Source organism: Pseudomonas cremoricolorata DSM 17059 = NBRC 16634 (assembly GCF_000425745.1).
Classification (GTDB): Bacteria; Pseudomonadota; Gammaproteobacteria; order Pseudomonadales; family Pseudomonadaceae; genus Aquipseudomonas; species Aquipseudomonas cremoricolorata.
The window spans coordinates 157,916-179,494 of record NZ_AUEA01000010.1 but is presented as its reverse complement, the minus strand read 5'-3'; the positions used below and the strand labels follow the sequence as shown (position 1 = coordinate 179,494).

Here is a 21,579-nt window from a genome sequence, read left to right as displayed (position 1 = left end):
TTACCTGACCTGATGAGTCGGGAGGTTATCGTGCGTGCACCCCGTACTTCGTTCTATTCCCTGGCCTGGCGCTGGCATTTCTACGCCGGGCTGTTCGTTGCACCGTTCATGATCGTGCTGGCGCTGACCGGCATCGTCTACCTGTTCAAGCCCCAGCTCGACCCGCTGCTGTACCGCGAGCTGATGGTGGTCGAGGCCGGCGAGCACCGGCACAACGCCGATCACCTGCTGAGCCAGGTGCAGCAGGCCTACCCCAAGGGCCACATCGGTCAATACCTGCCGCCTGCGGCCGATACCCGCAGCGCGCAGTTCGTGGTGCATGACGGCGGTCGCGAGCTGAATGTGTTCGTCGATCCCTACAGCGCCAAGCTGCTCGGCGCTCAGGACGGCAAGCGCAACCTGCAAGCCATCGCCCGCGCCCTGCACAGCGAACTGATGATCGGCACCCTCGGCGATCGCCTGATCGAGCTGGCCGCCGGTTGGGGCATCGTGCTGGTGGTGTCCGGGCTGTACCTGTGGTGGCCGCGTGGGCGGCGCAGTGGCGTGCTGTGGCCGCGCTTGAATGCCAGGGGCCGCGTGCTGTGGCGCGACCTGCATGCGGTGAGCGGTTTCTGGGGCGCCGGTCTGCTGCTGGTGATGCTGCTCAGCGGCATGACCTGGACCGGCCTGTGGGGCAAGCAGTACGCCGAGCTGTGGAACCGCTTTCCGGCTGCGATGTGGACCGACGTGCCGCAGTCCGATCGCCAGGCCGGTGAGCTGAATGCCGCGCACCGCCAGACCGTGCCTTGGGCGCTGGAAAATACCCCCATGCCAGCCTCCGGCGCGCATGCCGAGCAGGCCGGCCATGGGACGCATTCCAGCGCACCGGCTGCGCCGCAGGTGAGTCTGCAACAGGTCGAAGACATCGCCAGCGCCCGGCACATCGAGCCAGGCTACAGCATCACCCTGCCGACCACCGCCGAGGGCGTGTTCACTGTTTCAGTGTTCGCCGACGACCCGCGCAACGACGCCACCTTGCATGTCGACCAGTACACCGGCCAGGTGCTGGCCGATGTGCGCTGGCACGACTACAGCCCGGTGGCCCGCGCCACCGAGCTTGGCGTCAAGCTGCATGAGGGCAAGATGTTCGGGCCGCTGAACCAGATCATCGTGCTGCTCATCTGCCTGATGATCCTGCTCGGTTCGGTCAGTGGTCTGGTGATGTGGTGGATGCGCCGTCCGGCCCAAGGCTTGGGCGTGCCGCCGCTGCGCCATGACCTGCCGCGCTGGAAAGCCGCGATCGGGGTGATGCTGGTGCTGGGCCTGGCGTTCCCGCTGGTGGGGGTGTCGATGCTGCTATTGTGGGCATTCGACAGCCTACTGTTGCGGCGAGGTCGAACGGCTAGCGCCTAGGGCCATGGGCCGATTGCGCAACCGCGCAGTCGGTCCTGCACCGGGGTTATCGAGGCGATCTGTCGCGCCACGACCTGGAACGCGCGTGTTAGCCTACGCGGCTACGTCTCTGAAGAAGACGGCCCCTTGGCTCTGTATGAAAAGCCCTGAGACGCCGGGGAGGCAAGGCGAAAACAGCCGAGGAAGCGGAGTTTACTGGTTGTAAATGAGCATTCCGAGGCTGTTTTCAACGCAGTATCACCAAGTATCAGGGCTTTTCATACAGAGCCTAATGGAATGCCCCATGACCCGGACCACCACCGCGACGCCCCCAGAAGATCCGCACCTGCAACGCAACCTAAGCAACCGTCACATCCAACTGATCGCCATTGGCGGCGCCATCGGCACCGGCCTGTTCATGGGTTCGGGCAAGACCATCAGCCTCGCCGGCCCGTCGATCATCTTCGTCTACATGATCATCGGCTTCATGCTGTTCTTCGTCATGCGGGCGATGGGTGAGCTGCTGCTGTCGAACCTCAAGTACAAATCGTTCATCGACTTCTCCGCCGACCTGCTCGGCCCCTGGGCCGGTTATTTCACCGGCTGGACCTACTGGTTCTGCTGGGTCATCACCGGCATCGCCGATGTGGTGGCGATCGCCGCGTACTCGCAGTTCTGGTTCCCCGACCTGCCGCAATGGATACCGGCGCTGAGCTGCGTGGCGCTGTTGCTGTCGCTGAACCTGGTGACGGTGAAGATGTTCGGCGAAACCGAATTCTGGTTCGCCATGATCAAGATCGTCGCCATTCTCGGCCTGGTCGCCACCGGCCTGTACATGGTCATCACCGGCTTCGTCTCGCCCGGCGGCAGCACTGCACAGTTGGCCAACCTGTGGAATGACGCAGGGATGTTCCCGCATGGCCTGATGGGCTTCTTCGCCGGGTTCCAGATCGCCGTGTTTGCCTTCGTCGGCATCGAGCTGGTCGGCACCACCGCAGCCGAGGCGAAGAACCCCGAGCGCACTTTGCCGCGGGCGATCAACTCGATTCCCGTGCGGATCATTGTGTTCTACGTGCTGGCGCTGATCACCATCATGGCGGTCACGCCGTGGCGTGACGTGGTGCCGGGCAAGAGCCCGTTCGTCGAACTGTTCGTGCTGGCCGGCCTGCCGGCGGCGGCGAGCATCATCAACTTCGTGGTGCTGACCTCGGCGGCCTCCTCGGCCAACAGCGGCGTGTTCTCCACCAGCCGCATGCTCTACGGCCTGGCCCAAGAAGGCGACGCACCGAAGTCGTTCGAAAAACTCTCGCGTCGCGCGGTGCCGGCCAACGGCCTGCTGTTCTCCTGCGTGTGCCTGATGCTCGGTGCGGTGCTGATCTACCTGGTGCCGGATGTGGTCGAAGCCTTCACCCTGGTGACCACGGTGTCGGCGGTGCTGTTCATGTTCGTCTGGACGCTGATTCTGCTGTCGTACCTGACCTACCGCAAACGCCGCGCCGCCCTGCACCAGGCCTCGAAGTACAAGATGCCTGGCGGGCGGGTGATGTGCTACGTGTGCCTGAGCTTCTTCGCCTTCATCCTGGTGCTGCTGAGCCTGGAAGCCGACACCCGCTCGGCGCTCTTGGTTACGCCGCTGTGGTTCGTGGTGCTGGCGGTGACGTATCAGTTCGTGCGGCGCAAGCGGCAGGTTCGCCGCTGATCCATGACCGCAAATGGGCGCTCTTCAAGCATGAATAGCGCCCATTTTCGTTTCAGCTACTCGGCTTCGATGCCCTCTAGTACGGCCTCAGCCAGCGCCAAACCTTTCTCTAGCGAATTTTCAGTAGCCACCAGTAGGCTGCGCAGCGGCTCGTCCGCTTTTTCCAGCGCGACCGCGTTGGTTTCGTACGCGGCCTTCAATGCGGCGACAGCGCACACCAGGGCATCTTCACCATCGATCCCCTCGCGAACCGTGAACGTAGGCTCGTGGGCATGGTTGCAGGTGCCGAATGCTGTACAGGCGGTGACTGGACGAGAAGCCTCAGGATTGGGAGGGCTGCTAGATGGCAAGCTCATGGGCGTACCTCTTGGGCGTAAAAGAGGCGCTTGAAAGATAGGCAGGGTGGGTCCGGGACGATCTTTTTGAACATGGTGCGACTCCTTGCAACGCTTCCGAAATGTCACTCCGTGTCCATACGCCAATATGGGTGGACGGAGCCGTGCGGGTTGGCGTTGCCGGTCGGAGTCCGGTGAGCCCGAAGGCTCCCACACACGGCTCCGCCCATAACGGGTACAGCCCTGCGAGACACGACGCTCGTATGTGAGCGGTGTCCGATTTCCGACAACGGGACGCCAATCCCGTGCCGCAGAATCTACTGCGGTGGCGCACGGTACTCAAGTCTCCAGAACGTGTCAAAACGTTAGTTGACCCGCTTGCTGCGCTGCCGACAGAACTGGGGAGCCTGCCTGGCAGAAGGTCCCATCACGGCTCGGAACGCTGGACGAGGTCTTCCATCCCCCCTATAAATGCCAAGACCGCCGATCCCGCCCGCGCGCGCCTGCCCAATTCCTCCAACCGCGAACGAATAGCCTCCATGACCCTTGCCATCCGCGAAGCCTCACCAGACGACCTGCCCGGCATCCTCGCCATCTACAACGACGCCGTGCACAACACCCTGGCGATCTGGAATGAACAGCCGGTAGACCTCGCCAACCGCCAGGCGTGGTTCGAGGCCCGGGCGCAGCAGGGTTATCCGATTCTGGTGGCGGTGGATGCCAGCGGCGTGCTCGGCTATGCCTCGTTCGGCGACTGGCGCCCGTTCGAGGGCTTTCGCCTGACCGTCGAGCACTCGGTGTACATCCGCCACGATCAGCGTGGCAGAGGTCTGGCTGGGCAGTTGATGACAGCGCTGATCGAGCGTGCTCGCGGCTGTGGCAAGCATGTGATGGTGGCAGCCATCGAGAGCGGCAATGCCGCTTCGATTCGTCTGCACGAACGCATGGGCTTCGTCGTGACCGGACAGATGCCACAGGTAGGGGTGAAATTCGGTCGCTGGCTGGACCTGACCTTCATGCAGGTGCAACTGGACAATCAGGCACAACCGCCCGCCGCGATCACACCTGCGTGAATCGGCCCAGGCGCTGGCGCAGCATGCTGTTCTCGGTGCGCAGGTGCTGCACTTCCTCCAGCAACTCCAGGGCCAGCGCCACCCCTTCCCACTCCAGCTGCAACTGCTCGCGCAGCTTGGCCGCGCGCTTGGCCAGCAGCGGCGCCTGATCGTCGAACAGCCACTCATCCGGCGTTCGTCCCTTCGGTTCGACGATGCCATGCTCGACGATCTCGATGACATAGTCGGCAGACACGTTGGCTTCACGGCACAGGGTACGCATGTCCAGTTGCACGATCAGGGTGCTGCTCATGGTCACTTACTCCAGTGGGCCCTCGGATCGAAGGCGGCATGCTGTGAGAGTTGGGTCCACAGTTCACGGCTGGTGGCATCGGACTGACTCGGCATGACCACCTTGAGCTGGGCGTACAGATCGCCGCGCTCCCCCTGCTTGTTGGCCAGGCCCATGCCTTTGACCCGCAGGCGCTGGCCGCTCTGGCTGTCGGGGCGGATGGTCAGGTTGATGCGTCCGGTGAGGGTCGGCACGGCCACCTTGGTGCCGAGTGCGGCTTCCCACGGCGCCAGCGGCACGGTGATGATCAGGTCGTGGCCTTCGACGTCGAACTGCGGGTGCGGGGCCAGGCGGATGGTCAGGAACAGGTCGCCGTTGGCGCCGCCGCCAATGCCAGGCGCGCCCTGACCCTTCAGACGGATACGCTCGCCATCGACCACGCCGGCCGGAATCTTCACGTTGAGGGTCTTGGTGCTGAAGCCGGTACGCTGGCCGGCGGCATTGCTCTGCGGCACCTGGAAGCTGATCTGCTTGGAGTCCTTGCTCAGGGTTTCTTCGAGGAAGATCGCCAGCTCCAGTTCAACGTCCTGGCCGCGCCGGCCAGGGCTGCGCTGCTGTTGGCCGCGGCCGAACGGGCTGCCGCCACGGTTGCCGAAAATCGAGCTGAAGAAGTCGGAGAAATCGCCGTTCTCGAAGCCTGCCCCGGCACCGCCGCGGTTTTCCCAACCCGGTGGCGCCTGGAACGGCCGGCCATGCTGGCCGCCGTACTTGCGCAGTTCGTCGAACTCGGCGCGTTTCTGCGCATCACCGAGCACTTCATAGGCCTCGTTGGCCTCTTTGAATTTGTCCTCGGCGTCGCGCTCCTTGCTGACATCGGGGTGATACTTGCGCGCCAGCTTGCGGTACGCGGCCTTGATGGCCTTGTCGTCAGCAGTCGGCTCGACGCCCAGTATCTTGTAATAGTCTTTGAAGTCCATCCAAGGGTCACCAATGTGAAATACGTGTTGCCACTGAAGATAAGGCCCAAGAATAGCCGTTCAAGGTCACCTTGGGGGTTTTGCCAGGCAGATCGACGGTCTTGATTTAGCTGCGCACTCGCATACACTGCGCGGCCGTTTTGCCTCCGGAAGCTTTTCTTCATGTCTGACGTATCACCGGCCCGCGCCTGCGGCATCGACTTCGGCACCTCCAACTCCACGGTCGGCTGGCATCGTCCCGGGGTCGACTCGCTGATCGCGCTGGAGGACGGCAAGATCACCCTGCCTTCGGTGGTGTTCTTCAACCTCGAAGAACGGCGCCCGGTCTACGGCCGCCAGGCCCTGGGCGAGTACCTGGAAGGCTATGAAGGCCGGCTCATGCGCTCGCTGAAAAGCTTGCTCGGCTCCAAGCTGATCAAGCACGACACCAGCGTGCTGGGCACGGCACTGCCGTTCAAGGACTTGCTCGGCATGTTCATCGGTGAACTCAAGCAGCGCGCCGAAGCCAACGCCGGGCGCAGCTTCGAGCAGGTGGTGCTGGGCCGCCCGGTGTTCTTCGTCGACGAAGACCCGGCCGCCGACCAGGAAGCCGAGGACACCCTGGCCGAGGTGGCGCGCAAGATCGGCTTCAAGGAGGTGTCGTTCCAGTACGAACCGATCGCCGCGGCCTTCGACTATGAAGCCAACATCAGCCGTGAAGAACTGGTGCTGATCGTCGACATCGGCGGCGGTACCTCGGACTTCAGCCTGATTCGCCTGTCGCCCGAGCGTCACCACCAGGACGAGCGCCACAGCGACATTCTCGCCACCGGCGGTGTGCACATCGGCGGTACCGACTTCGACAAGCAACTGAGTCTGCAAGGGGTGATGCCGCTGTTCGGCTATGGCAGCCGGATGAAGAGCCAGGCGCTGATGCCGACCAGCTACCACCTGAACCTCGCGACCTGGCACACCATCAACGCGCTGTACTCGAAGAAGTCGCAACTGGCGCTGGGCAGCATGCGCTACGACATCGAAGACACCCTCGGCATCGACCGCCTGTTCAACCTCATCGAACAGCGCGCCGGGCACTGGCTGGCGATGGAAGTCGAAGCGAGCAAGATCGACCTGACCGAACACACGACGCGGCAGATCGACCTGAGCCGGGTCGAAGCGGGCCTGACCGCCGAGCTGACCCGCGCGCTGTTCGAGAGCGCCATCGAGGGATTGCTGGAACGTGTACGCGGTAGCGTTAGCGAGTTGCTGAACAAGGCGGGCGTCACTGAACAACAGGTCGACACGGTGTTCTTCACCGGCGGCTCCAGCGGTATTCCAGCGCTGCGCAACAGCGTCGCGGCCATGCTGCCCAATGCCCGCCATGTCGAAGGCAACATTTTCGGCAGCATCGGCAGCGGCCTGGCCATCGAAGCGCGCAAACGTTACGGCGTGTCGAGCCTGTAACCACGACTGGCCAGGCACGTACCCAAGGCCTGCTGGTAACCCTGCAGCACGCTCGGCGCCGGGGCGTAGCTGGCGCTGGCCGGGTCGAAGCCGGTCTGGCTGACCGCCCAGCGGTAGCACTGGTAGCGGTCCTGCTGCTGTTGCTCGGGGCTTTTCCCGCTGAGCGGGTACGGATCGATCATCGCCGCACCACCCGGCAGCGGTGCAGGCGCTGCAGGGTCGACCACCACGTACTCACCGCTGCCGGGCAGGTACTGATAGTAGGTGTCGGCAACCACGAACAGCGGCCTTCCGCCCAGCCAGACCTCCTGGGCATAGTCAGGCAGCATTTCCACGCGCAGGCCACGTGGCGGGGTCACCACCACGTAGGCGTTGCCATAGGGGCGATACCAGTAGCCGCCGGAATAGAAATACTCATCACCCCGGTAAGGAATCTTCCAGTAGCGCTCGGGGAAGCGCTCGATGTGCTGACCGGGCCGGTAATGCGGGCCGCCACCCCAGCCATCGCCATGCCCTGATGGACGCCCGGGCCATTCGCCGCCCGGGCGTTGGCCGGGACCACCGGCCTGCCAGCGGCGGTAATCGCCGTCTCGTCGCGGGATGTCCTGGTAATAGCCTGGGCGGGGGGGTTGGGTCTGGCGCACTTCGTCGCGGCTATTGAGCGGCGACTGGCCTGCAGGCACTGGGCCTCGGTCTGGGCCTGCACCAGGGCCGGCACCAGACGCATCTGCAGGGCCGAGCGCCAGGGCGTTGGCGGTCAGGCTCAGGCAGAACACGGCAATACAGGCATCGAGCCCACGGCGTGGCTTCATGGCGTCTCTCTCAGGCAAAGTGGCAACAGGCCTGCTGAGTCTACGCGTTCGTTGCGCCCGCGCGATGAATCCTGGGCATGAAAAAAGGGAGGCCTGCGGGGCCTCCCTCTTGAATGGTTGTCCGTGCTCGACGTGGATAACACCGGCTCACCTCACCGGGTCTTGTGGACTCGGTGTAGCCCGGGGGCCTGGCCGATCCGATTGGATGGCTGGCCGCAAAGCCCCGTCTAGGGCGCTTCGCTGTGGACTGATGTCCGGGCAGTGATTCTGTGGATAACGATAGCGCCAGGCTGCCGGCAGATGATTGCGAATATTGCTCAGATAAATAGCACTTTCGCAATTTTTAACTCTCTATTGATAATTCGCGGCAATCCGAAAAGAAAAGGCCTTATACATGAGCAAACTCGACCGTTATGACCTGAGCATCCTCGCCGAATTGCAGCGCGATGCGCGGATTTCCAACCAGGAATTGGCCGAGCGCATCGGCCTGTCGCCCTCGCCCTGTTCGCGGCGGGTCAAGCAGCTGGAAGACGACGGCTATATCTCGCGCCAGGTCGCGTTGCTCGACCGCAAGAAGCTCGGCCTGAGCCTGACCGCCTATGTGCTGATCGGCATGGACCGCCACACCCCGGAGCGCTTCGAAACCTTCGAGGCGGCGATTCGCAGCCTGCCGCAGGTGCTCGAGTGCTGCCTGGTCACCGGTATGGACGCCGACTACCAGCTCAAGGTGGTGGTGCCGGACATGGACCACTACCAGAAACTGCTGCTGGGCAGCCTGACGCGCATCGAAGGGGTCACCAGCGTGCGCTCCAGTTTCGTGCTCAACCAGGTGCTGGCCAGCACCGAGATGCCCTTGACCCACCTGCGCTGAGTCAGCCCTGCCGGCGTATACTCGCCGGCCGACTCACGGCTGATGGAGCATGGCGATGGACCCGGCGGTTTTCGAAGAGTGGATGATGATCATCCTGGTCAGCGTGCTGATCGGCTTCATGGGCTTCATCGTCTGGGACCTGGCGAAGAAGTCGCAAGCGGGCCGCTTCGGCACATTGATCCTGTTCGGCGTGCTCGGCCTGGGCGTGTTGGCGTTCATCATCAAGAGCGTGGCGGTGGCGCTGATCGAAGGCGTCTGAACGGCTACAGCCTGGCCGGTACTTCGCGCCAGCTGCCAGGCTCCAGGCCATCGAGCGCCCAGTCACCGATACGCACCCGCACCAGACGCAAGGTCGGCAGCCCCACCGCCGCAGTCATGCGCCGCACCTGGCGGTTGCGCCCCTCACGAATCACCAGCTCCAGCCAGCAGGTCGGCACGCTCTTGCGAAAGCGTACCGGCGGCGTGCGTGGCCACAGTGCTGGTTCGTCCAGTTGCCGTGCCTGGGCGGGCAAGGTCGGGCCGTCGTTGAGCTGTACGCCGTCGCGCAATTGCTGCAACTGTGCCTGGCTCACTTCACCTTCCACTTGCACCCAGTAGGTTTTGGGCAACTTGTGCTTAGGGTCAGCAATGCGCGCCTGCAAGCGGCCATCGTTGGTCAGCAGCAACAGCCCTTCGCTGTCACGGTCGAGGCGTCCTGCCGGGTAGATGCCGGGAATATCGACGAAATCTTTGAGCGTCGCGCGGCCTTCGCCGTCGCTGAATTGGGTCAGCACGTCGAACGGTTTATTAAGCAGAATCAGCCGCGGCTCGGCCGGCGGCGCCTTGGCCTGACGCCGTGGGGCAGCAGGCCGCGGCACTGGGCGACGCGGGGTGGGACGGGACGGCGGGGGCATGCAACCTCAGCGGAACGGCGGCTCATCGAAGCTGCGCAGTTTACGCGAGTGCAGCGAGTTGAGCTCGGTGCGCAGCAGGTCGAGGGCAGCGATGCCGATCTTCAGGTGCTGGCTCACCGCGCGGTTGTAGAACGCGTTGGCCGAACCGGGCAGCTTGATTTCGCTGTGCAGGGGTTTGTCCGATACGCACAGCAAGGTGCCGTATGGCACCCGCAGGCGATAGCCCTGGGCTGCGATGGTGCCGCTTTCCATGTCCACCGCAACGGCGCGGGAGAGGTTGATCAGCGGCCGCTCCTGAGCCCAGCGCAGCTCCCAGTTGCGGTCGTCGTAGGTCAGCACGGTGCCGGTGCGCAGGCGTTTTTTCAGTTCATCGCCACGCTCGCCGGTGATCTGCGCCGCCGCTTCCTGCAAGGCCATCTGCACCTCGGCCAGTGCGGGGATGGGAATGTTCGGCGGCACCACGCGGTCGAGAATGCCGTCACGGCGCATGTAGGCGTGGGCCAGCACGTAGTCGCCGATGGTCTGCGATTGGCGCAGGCCGCCGCAGTGGCCGATCATCAGCCAGCAGTGCGGACGCAGCACGGCGAGGTGGTCGGTGATGTTCTTGGCGTTGGACGGGCCGACGCCGATGTTGACCAGGGTGATGCCATCGCCATCGGCGGCGATCAGGTGATAGGCCGGCATCTGGTAGCGGTGCCAGACCACGCTGGCGACCAGCCCCTGGACCTCTTCGTCGGCCATGGTGTTGTCGATCACCACGTTGCCGGGCAGCACCATGCGCACGAAACGCGGGTCGTGGCGCAGTTGCTCGAGGCCGTGGGCGATGAACTGGTCGACATAGCGGTGGTAGTTGGTCAGCAGGATCCACGGCTGCACGTGGCGCCAGTCGCTACCGGTGTAATGCACCAGGCGACGCAGCGAGAAATCCACCCGTGCGGCGTCGAACAGCGCCAGCGGCAGGGCCTCGGCGTTGCCCCAGTCCCACAGGCCATCGGCGATGTCATCGGTGGCTGCCGACAGGTCGGTGCTGGGGAAGACCCGCGCCAGCGCCGCTGCGGTGATGCCGCTGCCGGCCAGCTCGTCGCCCTGGTCGACCACATAGGGGTAGGGAATGCTCTGCTCGCTCATGCCGACTTCCACGGTCACCGTGTAGTCGTCCATCAATGGGCGCAACTGGTCGAGCAGGTAGCCACGGAAGGCTTCCGGCTGGGTCACGGTGACGCTGTAGGTGCCGGCCACCTGAACCTTGGCGTAGGCGCGGGTAGTGGCGGCGACTTCACCTTGGCTGTAGTAGGTCAGGCGCAGGGCCGGGTAGCGGTACAGCGCGCGTTCGCTGGGGCTGGGTTCGGAACGGTCCTTGAGGTAGCGCTTGAGGGCTGCGCTGAGGGCGCCGGTGGCCTGTTCATGCAGGGCCGCCAGACGGTCGACGGCCTGTTCGGGGGTATCTACGACTTCAAACGCTTGGCTCACGCTGGGCATCCTGTCTGGACATGCAGGGCACTCATCTTGCCTCGGTTCGCCGGGAAATACACCCCCAGTGCCTGCTTGTCAGAGCGGCCAGGGCGGTGTCGCTCGCGCCACCAGTGCGGCGAGGTCAGTACCACGCGGCAGGGTGCCGTAGAGCCGCCCGCCAGCGTCGAGGCGGCTGCCGATGAACGCTTCGCTGACGGTACTGCTGCCACCCTCGAGCAGCAGCCTGGCCTGCACCGCCAGGGCGATGTCTTCGCTCAGTCGCCGGGCGCGGGAAGGCAGCTCGGCGGGGTCATCCAGCGCCTGGCGCAGGCGCTCGATGTGCGCCGCCAGGCGGCGGTCGCCGTGCCCGTCACCCAGCTCGTCGAACAACGCCTCGCGTACGCCATCTTCCTTGCCCAGCGCACGCAGCACATCGAGGCACTGCACGTTGCCCGAGCCTTCCCAGGTGGAGTTGACCGGCGCTTCGCGGTACAGCCGCGGCAGGATGCTGTCTTCGATGTAGCCCGCCCCGCCCATGCACTCAGCCGCCTCGTTGATCATCGCCGGGGCACGCTTGCACACCCAGTACTTGCCCACGGCAGTCATCAGGCGGGCGAATAGCCGCTGCCGGGGGTCATCCGGTCGATCCAGCGCCTGGGCCATGCGCAGGCTCAGGGCCAGTGCCGCTTCGCTTTCCAGGGCCAGATCGGCGAGCACGTTCTGCATCAGCGGCTGCTCGCTGAGCAGGCGTCCGCTGACCGTGCGGTGGGCGCAGTGGTGGCTGGCCTGGGTCAGCGCCTGGCGCATCAGGGCGCTGGAGCCGACCATGCAGTCGAAGCGGGTCATGCCGACCATTTCCAGAATGGTGGCGATGCCCCGACCCTCCTCACCGAGCATCCACGCCAGGGCGCCGCGAAATTCCACTTCGCACGACGCATTGGCGCGGTTGCCGAGTTTGTTCTTCAGGCGCTGGATGTACAGCTCGTTGCGGCTGTCGTCAGGGCGATGGCGGGGTAGCAGAAAGCAGCTCAGGCCCTGTTCGGTCTGCGCCAGGGTGAGGAAGGCATCGCACATCGGCGCCGAGCAGAACCACTTGTGCCCAAGCAATTCGTAGGCCTCGCCCGGTCCGCTGGCCGCCACGGGGAAGGCCCGGGTGGTGTTGGCGCGCACGTCACTGCCGCCCTGCTTTTCGGTCATGGCCATGCCCAGCGTCACGCCAGCCTTGTGCCGGTCGCCGAGGTTGCGTGGGTCGTACTCGCGGGCCAGCGCCTTGGGCACCCAGTAGGCGGCCAACGACGCTTGGCGACGCAGCGCCGGAACGGCGGCGAAGGTCATGGTCAACGGGCAACCACTGGCGGCTTCGGCCTGGCTGTGCAGGTAGGTCATGGCCGCGCGGGCGACGTGCGCGCCGGGGCCGGGTTCGCTCCAGGGCAGCGACGGCAGGCCATGTTCGATGGCCGTGCGCATCAGCAGGTGATAGGCCGGGTGAAACTCGACCAGGTCGATGCGGTGCCCATAGCGATCATGGCTGTGAAACTGCGGAGGATTGGCCTCGGCAAGAAATCCCGCGGCCATCAGCGGGCCGCCCGCCAGCGCGCCATAGGCTTCGATGCGCGCCTCGGCCCAGCCAGCGCCGAAGTGCCGCGCCCAGTGCTGCAAGGGCAAATCGATGCGGTACAGGTTGGCGCCATCCAGCGGCGGCGGCTGGTTGCTGACGGTGTGGGTTTCGGCGAATGCGTGCAGGTTCATGGGCGCCTCCAATCGATGCGCATGCTCGCGGCCGTTGCGTGCGGCCGGTCCGATATAGCCTAGAAGCGTCCGCGGCGCTGCGCCTCCTCTACCTGCGGCACCCGCCCCTGCACCACCGCCAGGCTCAGGCTCAGCTCGAAGCGACTGCCCTTGCCTGGGGTCGATACCTGTGACAGCCGCGCGCCGAGCAACTCGCCCATCTGTCGGCAGATCGCCAGGCCAATGCCCAGGCCGCCGTGTTGGCGGGTGGTGGAACCATCGACCTGGAAAAAGCGCTGATACAGGCTGGCCTGATCGAGATCGGCGAAGCCAATGCCGCTGTCGATCACGCTGAAGGTCAAGGCCACGCGGTCAGGCCCGGTGCGACGGCCACGCACCTGCACCATCACCCCGCCTTGGGCGGTGAACTTCAGGGCGTTGTCGAGCAGGCAGGCCAGACAGCGCGTCAGTTTCTGCGCATCGCCCAAGAGGTATTCGGGCAGTTCCGGGCTGAGGTCGAGGCTCAGGTACAGCCCTTTTCCCAATGCCTGGCTGGCGTAGCGGGCGCGCAGTTCTTGCAGCAGTCGACCAAGATGGAATGGCAGCGCCTGGGCGTGCAGGCGCCCGGCCTGCAGCTCGGTCAGCACCAGTAGGTCATCGACCATGGCCAGCATGTCGTGGGCAGCGGCGCTGGCGCTGCGGTGGAACTGCGCCTGCTCGGCGCTGAGCGAGGGTGAGTGCAGCAGTTCCAGCGAACCGACCACGCCGTTCATCGGCGTGCGCAGCTCGTGGCTGACGGTGGCGAGGAATTCATCCTTGAGCCGATTGCTGCGCGCCAGTTGCTGGTTGAGCTGCTCGAGCGTGGCGCCGGTTTCACGCAGGGTGCGCGCCTGCTCGTCGCGCATGCCGTTGATGCGGTCGGCCAGCGCCAGCGACAACAACGCCACCTCCAGCGCCGAGCCAAGCTGGCTGGCGTACATGGTCAGGAACACGTTGGGCAGGTAGCCCAGCACCATCAGGGAGTTGATCAGCCCACCGCAGAGAAACGCCGACCAGGCGATGATGAACCAGCGCGCCACCCGCAGCCCGCGCCACCAGGCCAGCAGGCCTGCTGCGAAGATGCTCAGGGTGAATGCCAGGGCCAGCCCGGTCGCCAGGCGCAGCGCCAGGCCGTAAGGCGCCAGCAACGCCATGGCCATGACCACCGCGGCAGCGGCCATCAGCCCGAGCAGCAGACGGTCGTATATCTGGCTGATCCGCGCCAGTTGCAGGAAGCGCCGGGCGAACTGACAACCGAACAGCCCCGCAGCGCCGATGAAAAAGGGTGTCGCGGCATTCGCCCACCAAGGGTTGTCGGGCCACAGGTAGGCGACGCCGGCCCCGTTGACCGACACTTGGTACAGCCCGAACGCGGCGATATAGAGGATGTAGTAGAGATAGGCGACATCACGCACGCTGACGTACAGGAAGAAGTTGTACACCAGCATCACCAGCAGCACGCCGTAGATCATCCCCAGCACATACAGACGGCTGGGCTGCTGCTCGATGTAGGCATGCGCCGACCACAGGGTCAACGGCGCCTGCAGCGAGCCTTCGCTGTGGATGCGCAGGTAGACGGTGGTGGTGTGACCCGGGCGCAGCGGCAGGTCGAACAGGTAGGCATCCTGGCGGATCTGCCGGCTGGCGTAGGGCAAGGCGTCGCCTGTGCGCTGTGCCAGCCGGTAGCCGCCCTGGCCATCGGGCAGGTACAGCTCGAGGTGATCGAGCGGCGGATACGCCAGTTCAAGCAGCCATTGCTTTTGCGGGCTGCCCGGCCCTTCGCTGTAGGTCAGCGGCACCTTGAGCCAGAACACCGAGCGTGAATAGCCGGCATTGAGCACGTCGCGGTCCTGTTGGCGAAAGCCGCGAAAGCGTGGCGCGCTGACCTCATCGATGGTGCTCGCACCGCCGCGGTCTTCGAACACCTGCAAGGCCCGGCCCAGCTCCAGCCGCGTGGTGGCGTTGTCGAATCCGACCGCCTGGGCCAGCAGGGGCATGCAGCCCCACAGGAAAATCAGCAAATAACGCATACAGCCCCAACATGGCCCGTCCGTTGGCGCCGCAGTGTTCTCTGGTCCGTGTGAGAGGGGGCGCCGTGCGGCACCCGCTTATCGAATTGAACGCGGACTTTAGCATAGCTTGGCCAGGCAACGCGCCCATCCGCAAGGCACGCAGGCCGCACCGCGCCTGGGCTGGCGCCCGCTGCAAAGCACCTGCCCAGGCGCCGGGCGCGTCGCATCGGGCGGTTTGGTGGTAAGCTCGGCGACCATGACTATCTACAGCTCCCGCCCCGTTGTCCTCTGTCTCTCCGGCCACGACCCCAGTGGCGGCGCCGGTCTGCAGGCAGATATCGAAGCCCTGCTCGCCCAAGGCTGTCACGCCGCACCTGCGGTGACCGCCCTGACCGTGCAGGACACCGTCAATGTCAGCGACTTCCGCGTGCTCGACCGCGAGTGGGTACTGGCCCAGGCCAATGCCGTGCTCGCCGACTCGCAGGTCGCCGCGGTCAAGCTGGGCATGCTCGGCTCGATCGAGATGGTCGACACCGTCGCCGAACTGCTCAGCGCCCACCCGCATCTGCCATTGGTGTGCGACCCGGTGCTGCGCGCCGGTGGCGGTGGCCAGTTGGGCAAGGACGAGGTCGGCTACGCCCTGCGTGAGCGCCTGTTGCCGCTGTCGGTGATCGCCACGCCCAACCTGCCCGAAGCGCGCATTCTCGCCGAGCTGCCCAACGGCACCGCCGATGAGTGCGCCGAGGTGCTGTTGCGGTTCTGTCGCAACCTGCTGATCACCGGCGGGCATGGCGACGAAGCGCAGATCCACAACCGCTTCTACAGCCGCTTCGAGGCGCCACAAACCTGGCTCTGCGAACGCCTGCCCGGCAGCTACCACGGTTCGGGCTGCACCCTGGCCAGTGCCCTGGCCGGGCGCCTGGCCATGGGCGAACAGCTGCCAAGCGCGGTGCACAGCGCCCTCGACTACACCTGGCGAACCCTGCGCGACGCCGAACGACTGGGCCAAGGCCAGTTCGTGCCGCGTCGCCTGCCGCTCGATTTCTGCTCCTGATCTGACGAGGCCTGAGATGACCCTACGCGGTCTTTACGCCATCACTGATAGCCAACTGCTGGCCGGCCGCTTGCTGCCTTATGTCGAGGCGGCATTAAACGGCGGTGTGTGCTTGTTGCAGTACCGCGACAAAAGCGAAGACTCCGCCCGCCGCCTGCGCGAGGCCGAGGCGCTGCAAGGCCTGTGCGAGCGCTATGGCGCCACCCTGGTGATCAACGACGACGCCGAGCTGGCCGCGCGCCTGGGGGTGGGCGTGCACCTGGGCCAGAGCGACGGCCCGCTGACCGCGGCGCGGGCCCTGCTCGGCCCCCAGGCGGTGATCGGCGCGACCTGCCACGCCAGCCTCGAACTGGCCACCCAGGCTGCCGGTGAAGGCGTTAGCTATGTGGCGTTCGGGCGCTTCTTCAATTCCCTGACCAAACCCGGCGCCCCGGCCGCCAACCTGCAACTGCTGACCCAGGCGCGGGCGCAGGTTCGCCTGCCGATCGCGGTGATCGGCGGCGTCACCCTCGACAACGCTGCCCCGCTGGTCGCCCACGGCGCCGACCTGCTGGCGGTGATCCACGGCCTGTTCGGTGCCGACAGCTCGGCCGAGGTCACTCGCCGCGCCCGCGCCTTCAACGCCCTGTTCGCATCCTGATTCAAGAGAGTATGTCCATGTCCCGTTCCGAAGACCTGTTCGCCCAAGCCCAGAAACACATCCCCGGCGGGGTCAACTCGCCGGTGCGCGCCTTCCGTAGCGTCGGCGGCACGCCGCTGTTCTTCAAGCATGCCGAAGGCGCCTACGTGATCGACGAGGACGACAAGCGCTACGTCGACTACGTCGGCTCCTGGGGGCCGATGATTCTCGGTCACGGCCATCCCGAAGTGTTGGAGTCGGTGCGCAAGCAACTGGTGCACGGCTTGTCCTACGGCGCGCCGACGGCCATGGAAACCGAAATGGCCGACCTGGTCTGCTCGATCGTGCCGTCGATGGAAATGGTGCGCATGGTCAGCTCGGGCACCGAGGCGACCATGAGCGCCATTCGCCTGGCCCGCGGCTACACCGGCCGCGATGCCATCATCAAGTTCGAGGGCTGCTACCACGGCCACTCCGACAGCCTGCTGGTCAAGGCTGGCTCCGGCCTGCTGACCCAGGGCGTGCCCAGCTCGGCCGGGGTGCCGGCCGACTTCGCCAAACACACCCTGACCCTGCCGTTCAACGACCTGGCCGAGGTGGAAAAGACCCTGGCAGAAGTCGGCGACAGCGTCGCCTGCATCATCGTCGAACCGGTGGCCGGCAACATGAACTGCGTACCGCCTGCGCCGGGCTTTCTCGAAGGTCTGCGCGAGCAATGCGACAAACATGGCGTGGTGCTGATTTTCGACGAGGTGATGACCGGTTTCCGTGTTTCCCTCGGCGGCGCCCAGGGCTACTACGGCATCACCCCCGACCTGTCGACCTTCGGCAAGATCGTCGGCGGCGGCATGCCGGTAGGTTGCTTTGGCGGCAAACGGGCGATCATGGAATGCATCGCGCCGCTGGGGCCGGTGTACCAGGCCGGTACCTTGTCGGGTAACCCGCTGGCAATGGCCGCCGGCCTGACCACCCTCAAGCTGATCAGCCGTCCTGGCTTCCACGATGAATTGACCGCCTTCACCAGCCGCATGCTCGACGGCTTGCAGCAGCGTGCCGATGCCGCCGGCGTGCCGTTCGTCACCACCCAGGCAGGTGCCATGTTCGGCCTGTACTTCAGCGGCGCCGACGATATCGTCACCTTCGACGACGTCATGGCCAGCGATTCTGAACGTTTCAAGCGCTTCTTCCATCTGATGCTCGAAGGCGGCGTGTACTTGGCGCCGAGCGCGTTCGAGGCCGGTTTCACCTCGATCGCCCACGGCGACAAGGAGCTGCAGATCACCCTCGACGCCGCAGAACGGGCATTTGCCGCGCTGCGCTGAGGGCGCGACACCGCCACGGGGGCGGCACCTTTCGCTCCCGAGGTAGAAATTCGCGTAAATCTTTGTAAGGTTGGCGTTGCTTATCCCATAATGTGCCACCAGACATTGGCCGCAGCTTTGCAGAGGTAAGTCTATCCCCATGAACCGCACCGGCCGCGCCCTGACCCTGGGGTGTCTGTTGCTTCTCACACCCCTGCTGACGCTGGCAGAGGAAGGCAACTCGTTGCTGATCCCAGCCACGGGCCGTTGCACGCTCAATACTCAGCCCCAGGACCTCGAAAAGGCACTCAAGGCGTGCGAAAGCACCGCCGAAGCCGGCGATGCCGAGGCGCAGTTCGAACTGGGCGAGTACTACCACACGCAATCACCGCCGCAACTGGACAAGGCCCTGGCCTGGTTCCAGAAGGCCTCGTTGCAAGGCCATGCCGAAGCCCAGTACCGCCTGGGCGGCATGTTCTTCAAGGGTGAGGGGGTCAAGGCCAACAACGTGCAGGCCTACATCCTGCTGAAGATGGCCGCGGTCAACGGCGCCGAAGATGCGCTGGACATGGCGGATGAAGTCACCGAACAGATGCCGCGCGATGAGCTCGAGCACGCCACCCAGGTGCTGGGGCAGATCTTCCGCAAATACCTGCTCGAACTGCAGAACGCCGAAGGTCGCTCGCCCTTCTCACCCCTGCCCTGAGGGAATTGCCCGCTTTGCCTGAGGCCTCAGCGTTCGGGCACCGGCATCGGGAACGGCATCACATTGCCGCCGCCCTTGGCCTCACTGATCTTCGCCGTACCCAGCCGCTCGACCTCGTCAATGCGCACGATCGACTGCAACGGAACGAAACTGCGCACCACGCCCTCGAACTGGGTCTTGAGTTTTTCCTCACCGGGATCGACCAGCAGTTGGCTACGCTCGCCGAAGACGATTTCCTCGATTTCCAGAAAGCCCCACAGGTCGCTCTGGAAGATCTGCTTGGCGTACAGCTCGAAGACCTGGCCCTGGTTGAGGAAGATGACTTTATAAATGGCGGGTTCGCGCTTGCTCATGTTCGCTGGATGGCACGTGCTGGAAAAAAGGCCGGGCATCATAGCAGAGCGCTGACGCCTGCAAGCACCTGCCGGCGCCGACAGCCTCACTGTCATACGCGGCGTCGACAATCGCCCGCGTTGCCTTTGAGGCCGACCGCCCGCTTTCGCTGACCCTTGATCGTTTCAGTGCTTTCGTCCCTGTCATTCAAGGGTTATTCTTCAGCCCACATTCATTGCCGTCGAGCGGCCAAAAAACACCTTGAACGCACCCATACAGCCCCATCGTTTCCTCCTCGAACCCTTCGAGGCCCATCGCTTCGCCAACTTGTGCGGCCAGTTCGACGAGCACCTGCGCCTGATCGAACAACGCCTGGCCATCGAAATCCGCAACCGCGGCAATCAGTTCGAACTCATCGGCGACGCCAAATCCACCTCCGCAGCCGAGCAGCTGCTGCGCCGTCTCTATCGTGAGACCAAAGCGACCGACCTGTCGCCAGAGATGGTGCACCTCTACTTGCAGGAGTCCTCGGTGGAAAACATCGACAACCCGGCCGTCAACGAAGTCAGCGTCTCGCTGCGCACGCGCAAGGGCCCGATTCGCCCGCGCGGTGTCAATCAGCAGCGCTACGTGAAGGAAATCCTCGCCAACGACATCAACTTCGGCGTCGGCCCTGCGGGCACCGGCAAGACCTACCTGGCCGTCGCCTGCGCGGTGGACGCGCTGGAGCGCGAACAGGTACGGCGCATTCTGCTGGTGCGCCCGGCGGTCGAGGCCGGCGAGAAGCTTGGTTTCCTGCCCGGTGACCTGGCGCAGAAAATCGACCCGTACCTGCGCCCGCTATACGACGCACTGTACGAAATGCTCGGTTTCGAGCACGTGGCCAAGCTGATCGAGCGCCAGGTGATCGAAATCGCCCCGCTCGCCTACATGCGCGGACGCACCCTGAACAACAGCTTCATCATCCTCGACGAAAGCCAGAACACCACGCTGGAACAGATGAAGATGTTCCTCACGCGGATCGGTTTTGGCTCCACCGCGGTGATTACTGGCGACATTACCCAGGTCGACCTGCCGCGCGGCACCAAGTCGGGCCTGACCCACGTCATCGACGTGCTGAAGGATGTGCCGGGCATTAGCTTCACCCACTTCCAGCCCAAGGACGTGGTGCGCCACCCGCTGGTACAGCGCATCGTCGAGGCCTACGAGCGCTTCGACGCCCAGCAGACCGGCGTAGAGGCTACGCGCAAAGATGCTTGAACTCGACCTGCAACGGGCTTCGACAGCGGCCGCGCCCGATGACGCCGCCTTCCGCCTCTGGTGTGAGCTGGCCCTGCGCCAGCGCAGCGCAGATTCCGAGCTGACCATCCGCCTGGTCGACGAAGCGGAAGGCCGCGAGCTGAACCACACCTGGCGGCACAAGGACTACGCGACCAACGTGCTGTCCTTCCCTGCCGACGTGCCGGACGAGCTGCTCGACATCCCCCTGCTCGGCGACCTGGTGATCTGCATCCCGGTGGTCGAGCGCGAAGCACACGAACAAGGCAAGACACTGGACGCGCACTGGGCGCACCTGGTGATTCACGGCTGCCTGCACCTGCTCGGCTACGATCATATCGATGATGACGAAGCCGAAGAGATGGAAGCCCTGGAACGCACACTGCTGGCGGAACTGGGTCATCCCGATCCGTACGCCGACGACGAACATTCTCCAACCGCTGACTGCAAGGACCACGAGTAACCGCCATGAGCGAAGACCGATCGAGCAACGGGCAAAAGTCCTGGCTGGGTAAACTGACCCAGGCTTTTGCCCATGAGCCGAAAAACCGCCAGGAGCTCCTCGAGCTGCTGCGCGAAGCCCATCAGAACAAGCTGCTCGACAGCGAAGCGCTGGCCATCGTCGAAGGTGCTATTCAGGTCGCCGACCTGCAGGTGCGCGACATCATGGTGCCGCGCTCGCAGATGATCAGCATCAAGGCCGGGCAAACGCCTCGCGAGTTCCTGCCAGCGGTGATCGATGCCGCGCACTCGCGCTACCCGGTGATCGGCGAAAGCCATGACGATGTGCTCGGAATACTCCTGGCCAAAGACCTGCTGCCGCTCATCCTGCGCGAGAACGGCGACAGCTTCGACATCAAGCAGTTGCTGCGTTCGGCCACCTTCGTGCCCGAATCCAAGCGGCTCAACGTGCTGCTGCGCGAGTTCCGCGCCAACCACAACCACATGGCCATCGTCGTCGACGAATACGGCGGCGTCGCCGGACTGGTGACCATCGAAGACGTGCTCGAGCAGATCGTTGGCGACATCGAAGACGAGCATGACGTTGAGGAAGACAGCTACATCAAGCCGCTGCCCAACGGTGACTTCCTGGTCAAGGCACTGACCCCGATCGAGCACTTCAACGAGTTCTTCGACGGCGAGTTCTCCACCGAGGACTTCAACACCGTCGGCGGGCTGGTGATGACCGCGTTCGGTCACCTGCCCAAGCGCAACGAGACGACGGAAATCGGCCTGTGGCGCTTCCGTATCCTCAATGCCGACAGCCGACGCATTCACCTGCTGCGCCTGACCCCGATCAACCGTTAAGGACTCC

The 21,579-nt window shown here is 64.7% G+C and carries 22 protein-coding genes; 13 read left to right on the top strand and 9 right to left on the bottom strand.

The window, feature by feature from the left end:
- Positions 1–30: 30 nt before the first annotated feature.
- Together H618_RS0113415 and cycA are read left to right on the top strand one after the other, a co-directional pair.
- Positions 31–1,392, top strand: coding sequence for a PepSY-associated TM helix domain-containing protein (locus H618_RS0113415; protein ID WP_028695547.1), 1,362 nt, complete (start codon positions 31–33; stop codon positions 1,390–1,392).
- 283 nt (positions 1,393–1,675) lie between these two features.
- Positions 1,676–3,070, top strand: a complete 1,395-nt coding sequence (gene cycA / locus H618_RS0113410) for a D-serine/D-alanine/glycine transporter (protein WP_028695546.1) — start codon at positions 1,676–1,678, stop codon at positions 3,068–3,070.
- Between the two features lie 56 nt (positions 3,071–3,126).
- Here the strand turns inward: cycA and H618_RS0113405 are convergent, their stop codons facing one another.
- Positions 3,127–3,426 (bottom strand): hypothetical protein, encoded by a 300-nt coding sequence (locus H618_RS0113405; RefSeq protein ID WP_028695545.1) that lies wholly within the window; start codon positions 3,424–3,426, stop codon positions 3,127–3,129.
- A gap of 518 nt (positions 3,427–3,944) precedes the next feature.
- Here H618_RS0113405 and H618_RS0113395 point away from each other — a divergent pair.
- Entirely contained in the window at positions 3,945–4,478 is a 534-nt protein-coding gene (locus tag H618_RS0113395; protein ID WP_028695544.1) for a GNAT family N-acetyltransferase, read from the top strand.
- Here H618_RS0113395 and H618_RS0113390 read toward each other — a convergent pair.
- Together H618_RS0113390 and cbpA are read right to left on the bottom strand one after the other, a co-directional pair.
- A complete protein-coding gene (locus H618_RS0113390; RefSeq protein WP_028695543.1) occupies positions 4,465–4,770 on the bottom strand; it encodes a chaperone modulator CbpM in 306 nt (101 codons plus the stop codon). The genes H618_RS0113395 and H618_RS0113390 overlap by 14 nt on opposite strands.
- 2 nt (positions 4,771–4,772) lie before the next feature.
- Positions 4,773–5,726 carry a curved DNA-binding protein gene (cbpA, locus tag H618_RS0113385; RefSeq protein ID WP_028695542.1) on the bottom strand — a complete coding sequence of 318 codons (954 nt, stop codon included), beginning with the start codon at positions 5,724–5,726 and terminating at the stop codon, positions 4,773–4,775.
- Positions 5,727–5,888: 162 nt separating this feature from the next.
- On the opposite strand from cbpA, the gene H618_RS0113380 reads away from it, so the two are divergent.
- A complete protein-coding gene (locus H618_RS0113380) occupies positions 5,889–7,166 on the top strand; it encodes an Hsp70 family protein (RefSeq protein WP_028695541.1) in 1,278 nt (425 codons plus the stop codon).
- Here H618_RS0113380 and H618_RS0113375 read toward each other — a convergent pair.
- On the bottom strand, positions 7,145–7,978 hold the full coding sequence (locus H618_RS0113375) for a DUF6515 family protein (RefSeq protein WP_028695540.1): 834 nt from the start codon (positions 7,976–7,978) through the stop codon (positions 7,145–7,147). The genes H618_RS0113380 and H618_RS0113375 overlap by 22 nt on opposite strands.
- Before the next feature lie 394 nt (positions 7,979–8,372).
- Here H618_RS0113375 and H618_RS0113370 point away from each other — a divergent pair, with 394 nt between their 5' ends.
- Together H618_RS0113370 and H618_RS0113365 are read left to right on the top strand one after the other, a co-directional pair.
- Positions 8,373–8,849 (top strand): Lrp/AsnC family transcriptional regulator, encoded by a 477-nt coding sequence (locus H618_RS0113370; RefSeq protein WP_028695539.1) that lies wholly within the window; start codon positions 8,373–8,375, stop codon positions 8,847–8,849.
- A 55-nt stretch (positions 8,850–8,904) separates the two neighbouring features.
- Positions 8,905–9,108, top strand: coding sequence for a DUF2788 domain-containing protein (locus tag H618_RS0113365; RefSeq protein ID WP_028695538.1), 204 nt, complete (start codon positions 8,905–8,907; stop codon positions 9,106–9,108).
- 4 nt (positions 9,109–9,112) lie between these two features.
- Here H618_RS0113365 and H618_RS0113360 read toward each other — a convergent pair whose 3' ends face one another.
- From H618_RS0113360 to H618_RS0113345, 4 genes are all read right to left on the bottom strand, one after another.
- Positions 9,113–9,742 (bottom strand): pseudouridine synthase, encoded by a 630-nt coding sequence (locus tag H618_RS0113360; protein ID WP_028695537.1) that lies wholly within the window; start codon positions 9,740–9,742, stop codon positions 9,113–9,115.
- 6 nt (positions 9,743–9,748) lie between these two features.
- Positions 9,749–11,221 (bottom strand): AMP nucleosidase, encoded by a 1,473-nt coding sequence (amn, locus tag H618_RS0113355; protein ID WP_245586781.1) that lies wholly within the window; start codon positions 11,219–11,221, stop codon positions 9,749–9,751.
- Positions 11,222–11,290: 69 nt separating this feature from the next.
- Entirely contained in the window at positions 11,291–12,943 is a 1,653-nt protein-coding gene (locus H618_RS0113350) for an acyl-CoA dehydrogenase family protein (RefSeq protein ID WP_028695535.1), read from the bottom strand.
- Between the two features lie 59 nt (positions 12,944–13,002).
- Positions 13,003–14,991 carry a sensor histidine kinase gene (locus H618_RS0113345; RefSeq protein ID WP_028695534.1) on the bottom strand — a complete coding sequence of 663 codons (1,989 nt, stop codon included), beginning with the start codon at positions 14,989–14,991 and terminating at the stop codon, positions 13,003–13,005.
- Between the two features lie 238 nt (positions 14,992–15,229).
- On the opposite strand from H618_RS0113345, the gene H618_RS0113340 reads away from it, so the two are divergent.
- The 4 genes from H618_RS0113340 to H618_RS0113325 all read left to right on the top strand — a co-directional run bounded on the left by H618_RS0113340 (position 15,230) and on the right by H618_RS0113325 (position 18,653).
- Positions 15,230–16,027 carry a hydroxymethylpyrimidine/phosphomethylpyrimidine kinase gene (locus H618_RS0113340; RefSeq protein WP_028695533.1) on the top strand — a complete coding sequence of 266 codons (798 nt, stop codon included), beginning with the start codon at positions 15,230–15,232 and terminating at the stop codon, positions 16,025–16,027.
- Between the two features lie 16 nt (positions 16,028–16,043).
- Entirely contained in the window at positions 16,044–16,667 is a 624-nt protein-coding gene (thiE, locus tag H618_RS0113335; RefSeq protein WP_028695532.1) for a thiamine phosphate synthase, read from the top strand.
- Between the two features lie 17 nt (positions 16,668–16,684).
- A complete protein-coding gene (gene hemL / locus H618_RS0113330; protein WP_028695531.1) occupies positions 16,685–17,968 on the top strand; it encodes a glutamate-1-semialdehyde 2,1-aminomutase in 1,284 nt (427 codons plus the stop codon).
- A gap of 139 nt (positions 17,969–18,107) precedes the next feature.
- Complete coding sequence (locus tag H618_RS0113325; RefSeq protein ID WP_028695530.1) at positions 18,108–18,653, top strand: tetratricopeptide repeat protein; 546 nt, start codon at positions 18,108–18,110, stop codon at positions 18,651–18,653.
- A 26-nt stretch (positions 18,654–18,679) separates the two neighbouring features.
- Here the strand turns inward: H618_RS0113325 and H618_RS0113320 are convergent, their stop codons facing one another.
- Complete coding sequence (locus H618_RS0113320; protein ID WP_028695529.1) at positions 18,680–19,006, bottom strand: DUF1820 family protein; 327 nt, start codon at positions 19,004–19,006, stop codon at positions 18,680–18,682.
- Positions 19,007–19,247: 241 nt separating this feature from the next.
- On the opposite strand from H618_RS0113320, the gene H618_RS0113315 reads away from it, so the two are divergent.
- The 3 genes from H618_RS0113315 to H618_RS0113305 are packed head-to-tail and all read left to right on the top strand — an operon-like array spanning position 19,248 to position 21,572.
- Complete coding sequence (locus H618_RS0113315; RefSeq protein ID WP_028695528.1) at positions 19,248–20,246, top strand: PhoH family protein; 999 nt, start codon at positions 19,248–19,250, stop codon at positions 20,244–20,246.
- Positions 20,239–20,727 carry an rRNA maturation RNase YbeY gene (gene ybeY / locus H618_RS0113310; RefSeq protein WP_028695527.1) on the top strand — a complete coding sequence of 163 codons (489 nt, stop codon included), beginning with the start codon at positions 20,239–20,241 and terminating at the stop codon, positions 20,725–20,727. The genes H618_RS0113315 and ybeY overlap by 8 nt, the downstream gene beginning before the upstream one ends.
- A 5-nt stretch (positions 20,728–20,732) precedes the next feature.
- Complete coding sequence (locus tag H618_RS0113305; protein ID WP_028695526.1) at positions 20,733–21,572, top strand: CorC family transporter; 840 nt, start codon at positions 20,733–20,735, stop codon at positions 21,570–21,572.
- Positions 21,573–21,579 lie beyond the last annotated feature (7 nt).

Excerpts from the sequence above, each read along its gene's own strand:
- cycA (WP_028695546.1), top strand. The coding sequence starts at position 1,676 with ATGACCCGGACCACCACCGCGACGCCCCCAGAAGATCCGCACCTGCAA.
- H618_RS0113405 (WP_028695545.1), bottom strand. The coding sequence starts at position 3,426 with ATGAGCTTGCCATCTAGCAGCCCTCCCAATCCTGAGGCTTCTCGTCCA.
- H618_RS0113395 (WP_028695544.1), top strand. The coding sequence starts at position 3,945 with ATGACCCTTGCCATCCGCGAAGCCTCACCAGACGACCTGCCCGGCATC.
- H618_RS0113390 (WP_028695543.1), bottom strand. The coding sequence starts at position 4,770 with ATGAGCAGCACCCTGATCGTGCAACTGGACATGCGTACCCTGTGCCGT.
- cbpA (WP_028695542.1), bottom strand. The coding sequence starts at position 5,726 with ATGGACTTCAAAGACTATTACAAGATACTGGGCGTCGAGCCGACTGCT.
- H618_RS0113380 (WP_028695541.1), top strand. The coding sequence starts at position 5,889 with ATGTCTGACGTATCACCGGCCCGCGCCTGCGGCATCGACTTCGGCACC.
- H618_RS0113375 (WP_028695540.1), bottom strand. The coding sequence starts at position 7,978 with ATGAAGCCACGCCGTGGGCTCGATGCCTGTATTGCCGTGTTCTGCCTG.
- H618_RS0113370 (WP_028695539.1), top strand. The coding sequence starts at position 8,373 with ATGAGCAAACTCGACCGTTATGACCTGAGCATCCTCGCCGAATTGCAG.
- H618_RS0113365 (WP_028695538.1), top strand. The coding sequence starts at position 8,905 with ATGGACCCGGCGGTTTTCGAAGAGTGGATGATGATCATCCTGGTCAGC.
- H618_RS0113360 (WP_028695537.1), bottom strand. The coding sequence starts at position 9,742 with ATGCCCCCGCCGTCCCGTCCCACCCCGCGTCGCCCAGTGCCGCGGCCT.
- amn (WP_245586781.1), bottom strand. The coding sequence starts at position 11,221 with ATGCCCAGCGTGAGCCAAGCGTTTGAAGTCGTAGATACCCCCGAACAG.
- H618_RS0113350 (WP_028695535.1), bottom strand. The coding sequence starts at position 12,943 with ATGAACCTGCACGCATTCGCCGAAACCCACACCGTCAGCAACCAGCCG.
- H618_RS0113345 (WP_028695534.1), bottom strand. The coding sequence starts at position 14,991 with ATGCGTTATTTGCTGATTTTCCTGTGGGGCTGCATGCCCCTGCTGGCC.
- H618_RS0113340 (WP_028695533.1), top strand. The coding sequence starts at position 15,230 with ATGACTATCTACAGCTCCCGCCCCGTTGTCCTCTGTCTCTCCGGCCAC.
- thiE (WP_028695532.1), top strand. The coding sequence starts at position 16,044 with ATGACCCTACGCGGTCTTTACGCCATCACTGATAGCCAACTGCTGGCC.
- hemL (WP_028695531.1), top strand. The coding sequence starts at position 16,685 with ATGTCCCGTTCCGAAGACCTGTTCGCCCAAGCCCAGAAACACATCCCC.
- H618_RS0113325 (WP_028695530.1), top strand. The coding sequence starts at position 18,108 with ATGAACCGCACCGGCCGCGCCCTGACCCTGGGGTGTCTGTTGCTTCTC.
- H618_RS0113320 (WP_028695529.1), bottom strand. The coding sequence starts at position 19,006 with ATGAGCAAGCGCGAACCCGCCATTTATAAAGTCATCTTCCTCAACCAG.
- ybeY (WP_028695527.1), top strand. The coding sequence starts at position 20,239 with ATGCTTGAACTCGACCTGCAACGGGCTTCGACAGCGGCCGCGCCCGAT.
- H618_RS0113305 (WP_028695526.1), top strand. The coding sequence starts at position 20,733 with ATGAGCGAAGACCGATCGAGCAACGGGCAAAAGTCCTGGCTGGGTAAA.